Source organism: Orenia marismortui DSM 5156 (assembly GCF_000379025.1).
Classification (GTDB): Bacteria; Bacillota; Halanaerobiia; order Halobacteroidales; family Halobacteroidaceae; genus Orenia; species Orenia marismortui.
Window position 1 is genome coordinate 994,548 of record NZ_KB900617.1, and the last position, 16,730, is coordinate 1,011,277.

13 protein-coding genes are annotated in these 16,730 nt (G+C 28.5%); all 13 read right to left on the bottom strand.

What is annotated here, in order from left to right; genetic code table 11:
- Positions 1-5: 5 nt before the first annotated feature.
- The gene (locus OREMA_RS0104450; RefSeq protein ID WP_018248075.1) at positions 6-2,045 is read right to left on the bottom strand and encodes a hypothetical protein; all 2,040 of its coding nucleotides are present in this window, start codon (positions 2,043-2,045) and stop codon (positions 6-8) included.
- Positions 2,046-2,421: 376 nt separating this feature from the next.
- On the bottom strand, positions 2,422-2,952 hold the full coding sequence (locus tag OREMA_RS0104455) for a hypothetical protein (RefSeq protein ID WP_018248076.1): 531 nt from the start codon (positions 2,950-2,952) through the stop codon (positions 2,422-2,424).
- Positions 2,953-3,132: 180 nt separating this feature from the next.
- Positions 3,133-5,196, bottom strand: coding sequence for a SpoIID/LytB domain-containing protein (locus OREMA_RS0104460; protein WP_018248077.1), 2,064 nt, complete (start codon positions 5,194-5,196; stop codon positions 3,133-3,135).
- A 162-nt stretch (positions 5,197-5,358) separates the two neighbouring features.
- A complete protein-coding gene (galU, locus tag OREMA_RS0104465) occupies positions 5,359-6,234 on the bottom strand; it encodes a UTP--glucose-1-phosphate uridylyltransferase GalU (protein ID WP_018248078.1) in 876 nt (291 codons plus the stop codon).
- Between the two features lie 142 nt (positions 6,235-6,376).
- On the bottom strand, positions 6,377-7,333 hold the full coding sequence (locus OREMA_RS0104470) for an NAD-dependent epimerase/dehydratase family protein (protein ID WP_018248079.1): 957 nt from the start codon (positions 7,331-7,333) through the stop codon (positions 6,377-6,379).
- Positions 7,334-7,449: 116 nt separating this feature from the next.
- Positions 7,450-8,604: a non-hydrolyzing UDP-N-acetylglucosamine 2-epimerase gene (wecB, locus tag OREMA_RS0104475; RefSeq protein WP_018248080.1), complete on the bottom strand. Its 1,155-nt coding sequence runs from the start codon at positions 8,602-8,604 to the stop codon at positions 7,450-7,452.
- A gap of 216 nt (positions 8,605-8,820) precedes the next feature.
- On the bottom strand, positions 8,821-10,140 hold the full coding sequence (locus OREMA_RS0104480) for a capsular polysaccharide export protein, LipB/KpsS family (protein WP_018248081.1): 1,320 nt from the start codon (positions 10,138-10,140) through the stop codon (positions 8,821-8,823).
- Between the two features lie 38 nt (positions 10,141-10,178).
- The gene (locus tag OREMA_RS0104485) at positions 10,179-11,264 is read right to left on the bottom strand and encodes a glycosyltransferase family 4 protein (protein ID WP_018248082.1); all 1,086 of its coding nucleotides are present in this window, start codon (positions 11,262-11,264) and stop codon (positions 10,179-10,181) included.
- A gap of 71 nt (positions 11,265-11,335) precedes the next feature.
- Positions 11,336-12,169: a glycosyltransferase family 2 protein gene (locus OREMA_RS0104490; RefSeq protein WP_018248083.1), complete on the bottom strand. Its 834-nt coding sequence runs from the start codon at positions 12,167-12,169 to the stop codon at positions 11,336-11,338.
- 16 nt (positions 12,170-12,185) lie between these two features.
- Complete coding sequence (locus OREMA_RS0104495; RefSeq protein WP_018248084.1) at positions 12,186-13,421, bottom strand: glycosyltransferase family 4 protein; 1,236 nt, start codon at positions 13,419-13,421, stop codon at positions 12,186-12,188.
- 6 nt (positions 13,422-13,427) lie between these two features.
- Complete coding sequence (locus OREMA_RS0104500) at positions 13,428-14,354, bottom strand: glycosyltransferase (RefSeq protein WP_018248085.1); 927 nt, start codon at positions 14,352-14,354, stop codon at positions 13,428-13,430.
- Entirely contained in the window at positions 14,348-15,787 is a 1,440-nt protein-coding gene (locus OREMA_RS0104505; RefSeq protein WP_018248086.1) for a lipopolysaccharide biosynthesis protein, read from the bottom strand. Before OREMA_RS0104505 ends, OREMA_RS0104500 begins: the two co-directional genes overlap by 7 nt.
- Positions 15,787-16,716, bottom strand: coding sequence for a GDP-L-fucose synthase (gene fcl / locus OREMA_RS0104510; protein WP_018248087.1), 930 nt, complete (start codon positions 16,714-16,716; stop codon positions 15,787-15,789). Before fcl ends, OREMA_RS0104505 begins: the two co-directional genes overlap by 1 nt.
- Positions 16,717-16,730: the final 14 nt, after the last annotated feature.

Below are 16,730 nucleotides of genomic sequence, written 5' to 3' on the forward strand. Positions count from 1 at the left end.
CTGGTCTAATCATTAGATTGATTTACTTTAGTAACTAACTTAACATAAGCTTCTTTAATACTTACCATATCTGAAGAATTTAATACTATATCTCCAGCTGGAATAGTATATTTAACACCTACATAAAGATCCTCAGGAATAAATAAATCAGTTTTACTAACATCTAATACAATCTCTCTTTTCTCCTGTTCATGACTATCAATACTTAAGCTCTTTAATAGATTATCTGATTGATATAGGCGCTGTAATTGATTATCTCTTTCTTCTTCAGTTAAACTATCTAAATAGTCGCTTAATTCTTGATCAGTACTATAGCTACTCCAAGCAGGAACACTACCTACATATATCTCTAAATCTATAGCTACTGGAGTTTGATTATTAAGTTCTTCAATAATTAATCTAACTTCCTTAGCATTCTCTTGAAAGTCATCTACTACATCTTGCTCTACATTATCAATTGAAGCTGGATTAACTTCTTCTATATAATCCTCCTCAACTCTAAAATCAAAGGGAATATCCACATCTACTTTGGCAGTAATTGAAGTTTGAGGATCAATAGTAACTATACTATTAGAATCTACTTTTATAAGTCCTTGAACATCAATAGATTCTAAGTTAGAACTTTCTAAATCCTTTAACCAATCTACTAAATCAGAATCTGTATGCAGTAAGTTTAAAGAACTATTCTGACTATCAATTTGGCTGATATTATTTTGAGTTATTTCAGCTAATCCCTTTCTAACTTGACTGCCATCACTATATTTAGCTACTAAATCAACTCCACTAAAATCAATTTCTAAGCCTGTTAAGCTACCATAATCTATAATTAATTCAGCAATCGCATCATCACTTAAAGAAAGTTTATTAAGGTCCTCAGGCAATTCATTAATTAGTTCTGTACTTGTTAAATTATACTCGGTCTTAGCAATATCTACTCGAGATAAATCTACTCTTACTTGAGCAATTTGTGAACTATTAAAACCTCCATCAATTAGTATTGATTCAGAGGTATCATATGTTATATTGCTACCAGAAACCTCAATTTTAGCAGATAATTCTAATTGATCATTATTAAAAGATACTCCTTGATCAGCCAATGGAACAACTAAGCCATTATCAAGTGAACTATCCTTTAAACCTCCAGCATTTAACTCTGTAATTGCAAAATTGAGATTGCTACTAGCTGGTGGAAGGATATTTAAAGCTAAACTACCACTGTCAAACGTAAGTGATTCTATCCCACTTTCTGCTGCTGAAATAGTTGTAGAAATCTCAGCAGTAGCACTACTTAAATCATAACCAGCAACTTTACTTATCTCCCCTTCAGGTATAGAGAAAGTAAAGTCTAAATTACCACTTCCACTACCAGATACATCAGCAGTTAAGTTGATTGTAATATTCTGGGGTAAGTTAACACCACTCAAATCCCAACTCCCCTGCTTACTAGCATTTGCAGGAATAGCAAAGGTGGTACTTACCCTTTTGCCATTGTTATCTATAAAACTTAAATTTAGAGAATCAATAGTAGCAGCTGTATTATTAGCTACTTCAATGTTCATCTTATTAACCGAATTATTACTAAAGACAATACTACTAAATTCATCAAAATTCAAAGAAAAGCCAGGAATGCTCAAGCCAGTAGTTGAGACTAAAGTAGCATTAGTAGATTGATTAATATCCTGAATAACATTATTACTACTATCAGTAGTATCTCCTATGGTGATTAAAGGCAAATTTATATTTTTATTAATCTGAGGTAAATCGACTGTTGTTAACTCTTCTCCAATATTAACTGTATCAACTTCTTTAGATTTAACAAATTTAACTCTTGAATCTAATGAACCTTCAGGTGCTAACTGTATTTCTTCACCAATACTAGTTTCATCTAATAACTCTTCTAAAGTCTTACTCTCATCTTTAGCTAAAGGAACCTTATAAGCTACATCCCAAGCAGGCCCAAAAGAGTCATAAGAGTTTTTACTACATCCTAACAATAAGAAACTTGTTAATATAAGCATTGAAAATAGAACTATAATTTTTTTCATCTTTAATTTCACCCCTTTAATGATAAATTTTATTAATGATATATATACCGATAAAGATTTCATATTATAAATTATTAAGTTGATTTAAAAGGTTCTTCCACAAGTTTTGTGAAAGTGATTTTTAAAAGCTTATTTTTACCACGCCCCGAAGATGTTTTTCTGAGGAAGTACTCTTGGGGTGCGAATGAACACTAATTAGCACTAATAAAAGATTTAAATCATTAAAAAATTTTCAATATTAGCTATTATCTTTAATGCTCTTATTCGTGTATATTCGTGACCATTCGTGGTTAAAGGAATTTAAATTCCTTTTCATGTTCTATATATAGAATAATAAAACATCTTATAAATCAATCACAAAATACAATTTTATAATTTAGTGTAAAGTTCCTTCTCTATGTACTACATCATAAGCAAAAAGAGCATATCCTATCTCTGATACCTTCATTCCTTCTTCTTGAGCTAAGCTTCTTACAATTTTAATAATTGATATGTAATCCTCAGCTTTAAAACTTTCCTTCTCCTTTTTAAAATAGCCCATATGATGTAATGTAGCCCAAACTCTAGTATCAATCACACAATGTCTTACATCATCTAAGCTAGTTATAATAGCCGATGCAGTAGGTGTCCCTACTCCCTTCAAACTACTTAATAAAGCAATTTTAGAAAAGTCATCATCAATGTTATAAGCTATCTCTGTTACCTTTTCAACTCTATTTTTAGGATTTTTCTTAACATGATAAGAGCTTCGAGTAGAATTAAGATGAGCCAATTCATATAATTCGTCCTTAGTTAAATAACCTTTTTGATGATATTTATCACCAATAACTTTTAACTTCTCTGGATATAAACCAGAAGTATCGGGATAGATTTCTAAATATTTTGAAAAATCTATTTTTAGCGACACTATCTTATCTCCTTTCATTATTGTCTATTAGTTAATTACTGTTTTAGTCTAATAAATATAATCTTTGTTTTATAACTATACAGTTCTACAAATCAAACAATAAACCTTCTAATAATAAAAAAATAACAGAGAAATCGACAAAATACGACTTCTCTGTTTGAATAATATCTCTTTTCTATTTTAATATCTATCCTCAATTTTAATATCTGTATAGAAATGATTCAATATATCTTTATATTTAGAACCCATATCAGCCATAGCTGCTACAGCTACTTGATCCATACCAACACTATGTCCCCAACCACTACCATAGAATAAGAAGCTGCTTAATCTACCATTCTCATATTGTGGTTGTATCCAAAATCGATTACTTCTTAAACCTCCAAATTTAGAACGCAAATTATAAGTGAATTCTTTTTCCTCATTTTCACCTATAACTAATAATGATCTAACACTACCTGACTCTCCTCTTTGTGTAGGCAGAACTTCTTTAATATTTTTTATTCCTAAGCTACTTTCTAAATATTCTATTGATAAGCTACGCTGCCAACGATAATGACTCGCTTTAGTAAATTCTAAATTATTAGAATAAGAAGTTGGAGTATCTCTTAGCCATTCTTTTAAATCAGCTGGACTTAAAGGAAACTTAGAATCTTTAATTTCTGTAGACACTCCCCTTAAATAACCAACTTTAAACTTCCATACATCCTCACTATTCTCTGTATGTCCTCCTGAATTGGCGCTATAAACAGCATTGATCGGCTTCCCATTATAACTCATTACTTCTCCAGCAGTATCTAATACAGCTTGATTAGAACGAGGATATTCACGACCAATACCTCTATAGGCTGCACAATGAACATCAGAACATAGATCATAACCATCATCACTGTGCTTATTTAAGTTAGCTAAAGTATAACTTCTAGCTGCTACCGCTTGAACTTTTAAGGATTCTATTGGCCAAGATGGAGACATCTCTGAAGGAATAACTCCCATAAGATACTCTTCCATATGAACTAAATTGACCACAGTAATACCCTGCTTTCTTGGAATTAATTCAAGACTCCCTCGATATTGTCTATCTTCAATTCCCCCCCAATAATACCCACGACCATAAATTATATTATGGACTAATACTGGAGCATAGTTATTTGGAATTACCTGAACTGCATTACTAAATTCTATCTTCTTTTCGCCAATTTCTAGATAGTACCTTCCCTCTTCAAAAACCGCTTTGAGCAAATCAGATTTCTTAGCTTCTAAAATCACCTTATCTTCTTCTTTAACCTTAAAATCACTTCCAACTCTAAAATAAACCTCTGCTTCATTATCTAAAATTCCTATTCTTAATTCTCTACCTGGATCCTTAATAGCTTCAACCTCTTCAAAAGTAACACTATCTGGAATCTCCCTTTTCCTCTCTTCTGGCAAGGTCAACTCTTTATCTTCAAAGTAATCTGGATGAGATAGCTTTAACTCCGCTAACTTATTAGCTATTACTCTATCCTCTTTGTTCTCTTTATTTGCTCTCTTTAAATAGACTATTGCAGACTTGCTTTGGTCTAATTCTAAATAAGCTAGGGCAATCTTTCTATTTACCCCCTTCAAGCTACCATCAATCTTTAAAGCCTTTAAATAATAATCAATTGCCTCTTTATAAACTCCTTGATTATATTTAACTTCCCCTAATTGATAATAGCCTAGAGCAAAGTTATTATCTGCTAGAGCTAATCTAATATATTCTTCAGCTTGTTCATAGTTAGACCTTTTGTTAGCTATTAAGCTCAAATAATAATTTACATCCCTTAGAATATAGTCCTCTTCTAATTCTGAATCTTTTAATATCTTTAATTCTCTTTCTGAATTATCAAGCTGATCTAAATTATAATAGGCCATAGCTAAATCAAGTCTTAATTGTGATGAATTCTCATCTTTTAATAATTGCTCATATTCTTTAGCTGCATCTTTATATTTTCCTAAACTTTCATAAACTGCTGCCAAATTCTTTCTCGCCACTTTACTATTCTCATAAGACAATAATTTTCGATACTTATTTATACTAGCTTCATACTTTCCTTCATAATACAATACATTCGCTTCTGATAAGAGCTGATCTCTATTATAATCTACACTTTGATTATTATGATTATAATATGCAAAAATCCCTGAACTAATAAATGATAATAATATGATTACAACTGCCAATATAGCTACTTTTTGCTCTTTAATTATTCTTTTTAACATCTCTTCACACCTTCCATTTTAATTCTATTCTATAGGTGTTAATTCTATTATAACGTGCCTAAAATGGCTTAACAACAATTAATTATTGGTAGCTTAGCAAGTTTTTTTAATAGTTGAAAATCAAAAAGCTTCCAGTTTTAACTGGAAGCTTTTAATATATAGTTATAAACTTTGATTTTTTATAAGTTTTTGTAGATAAGTTTTAAAATCACCTTTAATATCTTCTCTATCTAAAGCAAATTCTATAGTAGCCTCTAAAAATCCTAATTTATTACCGATATCATATCTCTTACCAGTAAATATTTGTGCATAAACCTCTTCTGTGCCCATAAGTCTCTGTAAAGCATCAGTCAGTTGAATTTCGTTACCCTTGCCGCGTGGAGTATTTTCTAATATTTCAAAGATTTCAGGAGTAATAATATAACGACCTAAAATTGCTATATTAGAAGGAGCATCTGCTAAGTTAGGCTTTTCAATTAACTCTTTAACCCTATATAAATCACCATATTGAATAGAATAATCTACAATCCCATACTTATGTACCAGATTGTCTGGAACCTCTTGAACACCAATTACCGTAGCTTCTTTCTCCTCAAAAACTTCTATTAATTGTTTAGTTACAGGCTTTTTAGCCTTAACTATATCATCACCTAATAAAACTGCAAAAGGCTCATCACCAATAAAGGTTTTAGCACATAAAATCGCATGTCCCAACCCCTTAGCCTCTTTCTGCCTTACATAATGAACATTAATCAAATCAGAAATATCCCTCACAGTCTCTAATAACTCTTTTTTCCCTTTTTTCTCTAAGGCTATTTCTAATTCTAAATGCTTGTCAAAATGATCTTCAATGGCTCTTTTATGACGACCTGTGACAATAATTAAATCCTCAATGCCTGATTCTACAGCTTCTTCAACAATGTATTGTATTGTCGGCTTATCAACTATTGGTAACATCTCTTTTGGTTGTGCTTTAGTTGCTGGTAAAAATCTAGTTCCTAATCCTGCTGCAGGTATTACTGCCTTTTTCACCTTCATAAAATCACTCCTTATTTATATACTTATAGACTATCTATAATTTTCTATAGTATCAAGCAAAATACCTTCTATTTTCTAAAAATGAGTAATACTAATGAAAGTTTGTATAGTTTAATTAATAGCTAGCATTCATAAAATAATTTCACTTTCTACTAACAGCTATCTCTACTTTAGCCTGATATAGACTTTGGTAATAGGCAAAGATTTCTTCTAGCCCTTCTGATAAGCCATAATTAGGAGTCCAACCTAATACCTCTTTAGCCTTTTTATTTGATAAATAATTATATTTGATATCCCCTAATTTAGCACTCTTATAAATAGGGTTTAAATCAACAGCTAGGATAGATTTCATCATCATTATCAATTGATTAAGTGATGTTTGATGGTTACAACTAATATTAATAGCCTCATTATCTCCTTTTTCTAAAGCTATTATATTAGCTCTTACAATATCATCAACATAAATAAAATCTCTAGTCTGTTTTCCATCACCATAAATAATTGGCCTTTCTCCTGATAAAAACTTATCTATAAAAATAGAAATAACTCCACCTTCACTTGCAAAACCTTGGCGAATTCCATAAACATTAGAGTACCTCAAAATAGTATAATTTAAGCCATATAGTTGACTGAATACTTTAATATAATGTTCAGGGGTATGTTTAGAAATCCCATAATAAGAAATTGGGTTAATTGGATGTTCTTCATCTACCCCTAAGTATTGGGGTTGTCCATAAACAGCTGCTGTAGATGCATAAATAATTTTCTTTACATTATATTTACAACAATATTCTAATAAATTGGTTGTACCTATAATATTGACATTTCCATCAAAACTTGGATCTTTAATAGATTGCTGTACATCTATCTGAGCTGCTTGATGTATGACATAATCAATATTATATTTTTTAAATATCTCACTTAAATCCTCTCTAATATCTAACTTATAGAACTTTGCTAATGGATTTAAGTATTCTAATCTTCCTGTTGATAAATTATCTACTACAATAACTTTATCCCCTCTTGCAATTAACTTATCAACAATATGGGAACCGATAAATCCAGCTCCTCCCGTTACTAATACTGTTCTTTTAGCCATAGACTACCTCTCCTTTTATCATAACATAAAAGTAAGATTAATTTAAAACTTAATATTATATATATAAACTAATATAAACTAATTATATTATTTAAATACTTTTATAGAAAACCCTTTTAATTATATGAAAATTCTTCTTTTTTTACATTTTTTAGTCTGTAGCAGTGCAGTATATAGTCACATATTCTAAGGCTTGCTTTTCCATCACCATAAGGATTGTTCTTATTAATCATCCTATTATATTCAGCGCTATCAATAATTAATTTACTCACCGCACTAATGATCTTCTCTTTATCTGTCCCCACTAACTTAATAGTTCCAGCTACTAATGCTTCTAAACGCTCAGTAACCTCTCTTAACACTAAAACAGGTTTTCCTAACGTAGGTGCTTCTTCTTGTATTCCTCCTGAATCTGTCATAATCAGATATACCCTAGCCATTAAATTAACAAAATCTCCGTAGTTAAGAGGATCTATCAAATAAACTCCCTTTAAATCACCTAATATCTTTTGGGCAAGCTTTCTGACCTTTGGATTTAGATGAACTGGAAATACTACTTCTATACTTGAATTTTCAAATACTAATTCCTTAATCGCACTAAATATTTCTGCCATCTTTTCTCCTAAGTTTTCTCTCCTATGAGCTGTCAAAAGAATAATCTTTTTATTCTTAAAATCAATTCTATTTAAAATGTCCTCCTCAAAAGAATAATCTTCTTCTATAACTTCTAATAAAGCATCAATTACTGTATTACCTGTTACAAAAATATCCCCTTCCGAAATGTTTTCTGTTAGTAGATTTTCTTTATTATTAATAGTAGGTGTAAAATGTATATCAGCTAAAACACCTGTTAAACTTCGATTAATCTCTTCAGGATAAGGTGAATATTTATTATAGCTTCTTAGGCCTGCTTCAATATGAGCGATTTTAATTTTATGATAAAAGGCTGCTAATGCTGCTATAAAACTTGTAGTAGTATCTCCATGGACTAAAATCAAATCTGGTTTTTCTGTAATTAAAACTTGCTCTAAATCAATCAGTATTTTTGCACTAATATCTGATAAACTTTGGCCTGGAGTCATAATATCTAAGTCATAATCGACCTTAATAGCAAATAAATCTACTATTTGATCTAACATCTCCCGATGCTGAGCAGTTACTACTACAATCGATTCCACCTTCTTCTCTTCTCCTAATTTATTGATTAAAGGTGCCATTTTAATTGCTTCAGGGCGGGTTCCAAAGATAGACATTACCTTAATCTTTTTCATAATCTCCTCCATACTACTCTTTGTTTTAAAAATAGTATATGGAGAAGAATATTAAAGTATTAGAGAATTATTTTGGATATGAATTAATATTTGAAATTTACTAATTCAGCCTTTAGATTATAATATATTATCATCAATTTATTATTTACTCTATAAAGATAAAAATTATAAGTAACTACTTATAATTTATCTAACTACGCAATATTCTACTTTTATTTAACTAGGTAATCTTTCTAAGATTAACTGTGAAATTTTTTTAATCTGTTGCTGATTATAATAATACTCATTTCCTTCAAACTGATACTCATATTTGATATAATCTAGAAAATTATTTATCAAGCTTCTATTTAACTTCTTATTTAACATATAACTTATATCATTAGCTAGATCTATTCTGTTTGATTGCAAAGCTATTTCTTCAATAGCATAAAAGCATCGCCCTAAACAAATTACTTTCTTCCCCATCTCCAAAGCTTCAATTCCAACTGTAGAATTTATAGTAATTATTAGTTTGCTATCTTTAATTAGTTCTTTGGTCTGAGCCTCTTTTACAAAGATTATATCTTTATTATTAGAGTATTTTTGATGAAATTTATCATAGTTTACTTTTCCTACATCCATGGGATGCTCTTTAAAAACTATTGACATTCTATTGTCTGGATTATTCTTGTTATATTTCTCCACAGCTTCAATAACGACTGTAGCAAACTCCATCATATTATTAAACTCTGAATGGACTAAAGTTTGAGAATCATTAGCTACTTGAAAAGGAACAAATATATAATTTTCAGGAAGCTCTTTAACTCTAGGTTTTTGAGATGTCTTACTAATATAAGTTTTAAGAAATCTTTTAAAATAATCTAGTAACTTAATTTTTTTATTTTCAATACTATTTTGAGCAAATAAATCTCCTAGTCTATAATATAGCATATATTTAGCTACTATTAAATTTCTTTTGAACTCACTAATATCTGTATCTAGTTCTTTATAATTAAATCTATTATCTATATCTACATTTTGATAAAACTCTTTCTTTCTAGGTACAGAATTATTATAATTTACCCCTTTAGAATCAATAGTTATTGTATTTGGCCTAAATAACCCTAATTCAAATACCAAATAATCTATATCCAGCTTATTCGCAAGATAAATTGCTAAAGAATGTTGCCATCTAGTATCATTTTGCATTACTAGAAGCTTTATATTCTTCTCTTTTATAATCTCTTCTAGTACCTTAGTATAAAGATAAAAATAGTTTTTTTCTTTATCAGTTAATTTCTCATTTAGTATCTTTTCTTTCTTTTTAGTATAATAATTTTCTATAGCTAAAATCTCCTCTAGCTCTAGTTTATCAATATTAACAACTCTTTTAGTTCTAATTAATTTATTTATATCTATTTGATCTATACCCTTATATAAATACTTATCCCCTAAATTAAAGGTCAAAGCATAACAATCTATATTATTCTTTTCTAATTCAACTGCTAAATCTCTAAATAAAAATGAATAGGGACTTTGAAGAAATAAAATAGACATATTAAAACACCTGTCTTTCAAATTATAATAATAATAAATTATTGCTTTTTATTTATAGTTCTATATAGTTCTAAAATATTAGCTGTATTATCAAAATCTATGTTATCTAACTTTCCTATATCTTCATTTTTTATTACTTTTATTAATTTTTCTGATAAATCTTTATAACTTTTATTTTTAAAAGTTATAACTTTATTAGGTCTCCAGGTACAATCACTTGCTATAACTTGATTTCCAAAATAAGCTGCCTCTCTTAAAGCTGATGAATCTCCATCCCAAAATGTTGGTCTTATAAAAATATCAGCTTTATTCAATAAATAATAAAAGTTATTTTGTTCTAGTTTATTAAGTAGTTTAGTATTACCTCTTAATTCATTTAATAACTTATCAATCTTTTGATTAAATTTATTATCTTGCTGCCTACCATATAAAACTATAATTAATCCCAGATTATATTCCTTTACGATTAGATGTTTAATTGTATTTAATAGTACTTCCAAACCATAATACTTTAACATCATACCAGTAAAAATAATAACCTTGTCAAATTTATTATTAAATTCTAATATATCTTCTTTTAAGTCTAAATCTACTATCTCTTCATTATATTGTGGTGTATCAAATACAGGAATAACTTTAGAATTTATGTCCAGTTTTTGCTTTAAAAATTTTCTTTGTTCTACATTAACTGTAATAACTTTGTCAAATTTTTTTATTAACTTATAAATTAAATATTTCTTCAGATTATTTGAGTTCTTATAATTTAAGCAAAAATCACCACCATGAATAGTTATAATAGTAACTTTATCTTTGCATACATAGTGTAAAAAATGCCCTACTAAAAAAAACATTCCAAATCCAGCAACATGGAAATGGACTATATTATTTTTTTTCTTAAAAATTGTCCATAAAGTCTTTAAAAACAAGCATATTTTATTACCAGTGATAGTATATATTGAATTACCTTTATTTATATATTTATTATCATAGCTAATGTCAACAACATTTACATCTAAAAATTCTTCACTTTTTTTTATTCGTTTATAAATTTTTTTAACTGGTATACTTATCCCACCATTAGGAGGTGGAAACTGTCCAACTAATGTAATACTTTGTTTTTTCAAATTTTGCTCCTTTCAATTTAAATAATTTATTGTATTAGTAATTATTATACAAACCATAGTATATAAATATTTTAATGTCTAAGTTTATAATATTTCAATAATAATTCTTTATTAATTATCTTTTTAATTCCATACTTTAACATATGTTTGAGTAAAAATTTCACAGAATAATATGAATTTATAATATTATTTAATTTTCCTTTTCTTAACTTATAATTTTCTAAAACATGAAGCCATAAATTATCAAATTGACCTGACACTCCACCTAATCTCATATATGAAACTAAATCATCTATAAAAATAAACTTAGTAGTGTCACTATAATAAGCTCTATATATGAAATCATAATCTCCACAAATCTTGAAATTTTCATCAAATACTCCAACCGAATCATATACTCTTTGTGTCACAAAAGTAGCTGGATGATTAATAGGCATTGTGATATCAATTAATTCATCTAAGTTATTTTTATCTTTAGGCAATTTGAATAACTTTCTTCCTTCTTGATCTACACGGCACATACTACCAGTTATAATCAAATTATCTTCTTTGTACTGATTGTATATATCAACAACTTTTTGGACAATATCTCCCTCATACCAATCATCACTATTTATTATCCCAATAATCTCTCCACTAGCCATTTTAATCCCTTTATTCATTGCATCATAAATTCCATTATCTTCTTCTGATATCCATTTCATCTTGCCATCAAATTTAGGCTCATATTCTTTAACTATATCTAAAGTACCATCTATAGATTTACCATCAACTATAATATATTCAATATTATAATAATCTTGAGCTAATACAGATTCTATTGTATCTTTTATATATTTTTCACTATTATAGCAAACAGTAATTATTGAAACTAAAGGTTCTTCCCTCATTTCATCTTCCTCCAATTTAATTACCTCCATTCTAACTTCTGTACATAGATAATATCTCTTTTATTATACTTTTCTTTTTAAATTTATCGCTTTTTAGATTAACATTCTTCAAATTGTCTAAGCACCACTTTATGCCTCTTGCTAAATCTTCAATATTCTTATATTCAGCTAAATATCCATTCCTTTTATCCTCTATCATATCTACCATACCACCTATGTCAAATGCAATAACAGAGGTTCCACAGCTTAAACTTTCATTAACTGTATTAGGTAAGTTATCTTCTAAAGATGGAGCAACAAATAGATCAGAAGCATTGTATATTAGAGCAAGAGTATATTCATCATAAATCCTTCCCATAAAACTAGTCTTAAAAGGAAGTTCTTCTATCTCATCAGAATGACTAGCACCAAAGACTAATAACTCAACATCATCTTTCATAACTGGATTTTCTTCATTTAATAATTCAATTGTTCTTTTTAAATAAACCCACCCTTTTCTAGGATCACTAGTTGAATTCATAGCCCCAAAGCAGATATATTTTTTATTTTGCTTTAAATTTAAAATCTCCTTTGCCATATCTTGATCTATTGATTTAAATATATTATCATCTAATACATTAGAAATCACTACGATTTCTCTATCTTCAAATAAAGAACTATTTCTTGCACACTCTCCAATCCAATTACTACAAGCTATAATTTTCATATCTAATCCTTTAAATACCTTAGATTTTTTTCTCCAGACCTTTCTTGTTATATCATTTTCCTTATTAGTCTCTAATATAGGACAATCCCCACACTCTTTTTGATATTTTTTGCAGTGGCTACTATAATGACACCCTCCAGTAAAAGACCACATATCATGCATAGTCCATACTATCTTTTTATTCAATCGCCCTAATTTTTCTAATGATTTTAATGATAGATATCCCCCATTTATCCAATGTAAATGAATTACATCAGCTTCTTTGATATATGGGTGTTCTGATATATCTATTCCATACCTTCCTGTAGAAAATAAACTGGGATTTTCTCTATCCTTATATTTATTTAAAGTTATTTTTTCTTTTAATCTTCTTAGCTTAGACAAAATTAATTTCTCTAATTTTCCTTTTTTAGCTGTATCAACATTTACTTCATCACTCAACTTTTTCATTACTAGCATTTTAGAATCAATGCCCTCTTCTCTTAATGCCAAATTAAGCCTATGGGCTGCTATAGCTGCCCCACCATTAATATCTGAGGTACTTAAATGAACTACATTCATTGTTTTTCATCTCCCTAAGACCTGTTTTACCGATTCATATAAGCCAATCTTCTTTAATAATTTTCCTATTTTGCCCTTGAAGGTTCTCGGATCATAATGCTTCTTAAATCTCCTTAGAATAATTTTATTTTCTTCTAAATCATCTGAAAAATTTGTCCTGCTAGAACCATCATCTAACTCTACATAACTTATATCGGTATTTCCACAATGAACTCCACTACCATCATTTCCAATATTCTGCACCTTAGATTTCACAGGATATATTGTATAGGAATTATCCCTAAACTGACTGTAGCACCATCTGATAGCCCAAGAATCGATTTTTCCATCTATTTGGCTTTTAAGCATCTCAGTCATATCATCTCCACCACGATTAAAGAGTTTCTGTTCTTCTTTATTCTTTAAGAAGTGAATATAATCAGAAACTGACCAATCATTCTTCTTCCATCTGTCTTTCCAAGTTGCCCATCCCCAAGAAGAAGCTCGATAAGATAAATAAACATCCTTATTATAGCCCTTTGGAATTTCTATGGGTAAGTTATACGCACTTATTGACCAGATTTTTTGATTCTCTTCATAAAAATCAAGCGCTCGATTCATATATTCTAGAAAATTAGGAGATGTAATCAAATCATCTTCTAAAACAATAACTTTACCATATTTCCTGATTACTTCTGTTATTCCAGATATAATTGAATTAGCTAAACCTTTATTTTCTTTAGCTTCTTTGATCGTTATATTCTTAAAAGCAGTTATTGTTCTAATATACTCTCTCACTTCTTGAACATCTTCATTTACATCTTCACTCTTTGGGGCATCAGAAAATATAAAAAGTTCACTTTGACTTGCTAATTTATTTCTTTTTAACGCTTCTATAGTTTGTCTTGTGTGTTTAGGTCTGTTATATACAAATAACACTATAGGTGCTAACATTTTTTTCTCCTTAATATATTAAATATTTTATTAAAAATAGAGAATTCGTAATTCAATACTATTAATATCAAAATAAAATAAATGCATTTATATAATAAGTGTAATAATGAAATTTCTAATTTAAATAGCAATATAATTAGTGGATTTAAAGTAAAAAAATAAAGCATTGCTAATTTTAAGTAACTAAATTTAATTTTATATTTAAATCTAATAATTAAAAAATAAATTAATACATTTACAAAAAAGGATAAGATAGTGCTCCAAACAACAACCATAGAACCATACTTAGGAACAAACGTAATATTTATCCCCAAATTTAACACTCCTATTAAAATTGTTGAGAAAGTGGTATATTTACTATCTTTATAATAATGAAGAAATAATACTAGGAAATGATAAAAACCTTGCAAAAGCATAGCAGAAATAATATATGGTAAATATTTAACAGTATCCAGATAAGAATTTGGTAAAATAAAATAAATTAATTCTTTTCCAAATAATTGCCCAATAAGTGATATAACTACTAATAATCCAATGAATAATTCTAAATTAGAAGATAATTTTTTGTTGTTCTTATCCTTCTGTATTATCTCATAAAAATTTGGGGTCCAACTATTTATATAAGAATTTATAAAAACAACAAGTACCATACCACCTGTGTAGGCTAGAGAATAAACTCCAACTATTTCTAAACTCAGATACTTTCCTAATACAATCCTGTCACTATAATTTATGATATTACCCATAATTCCAGTTAATATCATCGGAAAACCAATTAGTAAAGACTCTTTTAAATATTTATAATTAAACTTTAATTTGAATTTTCTTGAATAATTAAAATATTGAAAACAAAAAACAAATAATACCCCAGACATAAATCCTATTATCCTACCCTGCACACCAAGATTATAATATTTTATCAAATATAAAGATATTAATATATTTATAATAAAACTAATTATACTTGAAATTGAAACTTTTCTGTATGCTTTTTCTATTTGAAAGAATTTATTAGCCATTAAATTCAAACTACTAACTATAGCAATTATAATTGCTAATTTGAAGTTGATTTTTCCTACTTTATTGATATCTAATAGAAACTCCCATGCTCTAAAACCTAAATTTGATGTGGAAATAATATAAAAAAGTACACCAATTATAATTAAAAATATATTTACTGAAAATAGATAAGAACCTAACTTATCTTTATTATTTTTCAAAAAACTATATTCTCTACTCTGAGGTATATATAAGCCAAAAACAAATATTATTGTTATCATTCGAATTATTGGATTTAAAAGACCTACTATTCCATATTCAGTAGGACTCAGTAATCTGGTTAATATCGGCAAAAATAAAATTGCTCCAGCTTTCAATAATATATTTGAAAAAGTATATATAGCAGTTCCTTTCCATAGTTCTTTATCACTCATTATTTTTCATTCTCCACATACCATTCATATACTCTTCTAATCCCTTCTTCTAACTCAACTTTATGCTTCCAGCTAAGATCATGTAATCTAGAAACATCTAATAACTTTCTAGATGTCCCATCTGGCTTACTTAAATCATTGACTATTTCACCTTCATAGCCTACTACTTCTTTAATTATTTGAGCAAGTTCTCTAATTTCAATATCTTCTCCTGTTCCTATATTTACATGAATTTCATCACTATAATTATTCATTAGATGAATACAAGCATCTGCTAAATCATCTACATAAAGAAATTCTCTTTTCACTTTTCCTGTTCCCCACATCACTACCTCATCTTCACCATTAACTTTAGCTTCATGAAATTTTCTAATTAAAGCAGGCATTACATGAGAAGTTTCTAAATCAAAATTATCATTTATACCATATAGATTAGTTGGCATAGCACTAATAAAATCACAACCATATTGTTTTCTATAGAATTTACATAATTCTATGCCAGTTATTTTTGCTATAGCATATGCTTCATTAGTGGGCTCTAAATCACCTGTTAATAAATACTCTTCTTTCATTGGCTGTTTCGCATATTTAGGATAAATACATGAACTTCCTAAAAATAGTAACTTCTTAACTTTATTTTTATAAGCAGAATGTATTATATTTGCTTCTATCATCAAATTATCATAAATAAATTCTGCTGGATAACTACTATTAGCATGAATTCCTCCCACTTTAGCAGCTGCTAAAACGACATACTCAGGCTTTTCTAGCTCAAAAAACTTCTCTACCTCTGCTTGCCTCCTTAGATCTAATTCAGAAGAAGGTCTAACCCTTAAATTATTATACCCTACTACATTAAGCTTTCTTACTAATGCAGAACCAACCATTCCCCGATGACCAGCTATATAAATTTTTGCATCCTTTTCCATTATTAAAACCTCCA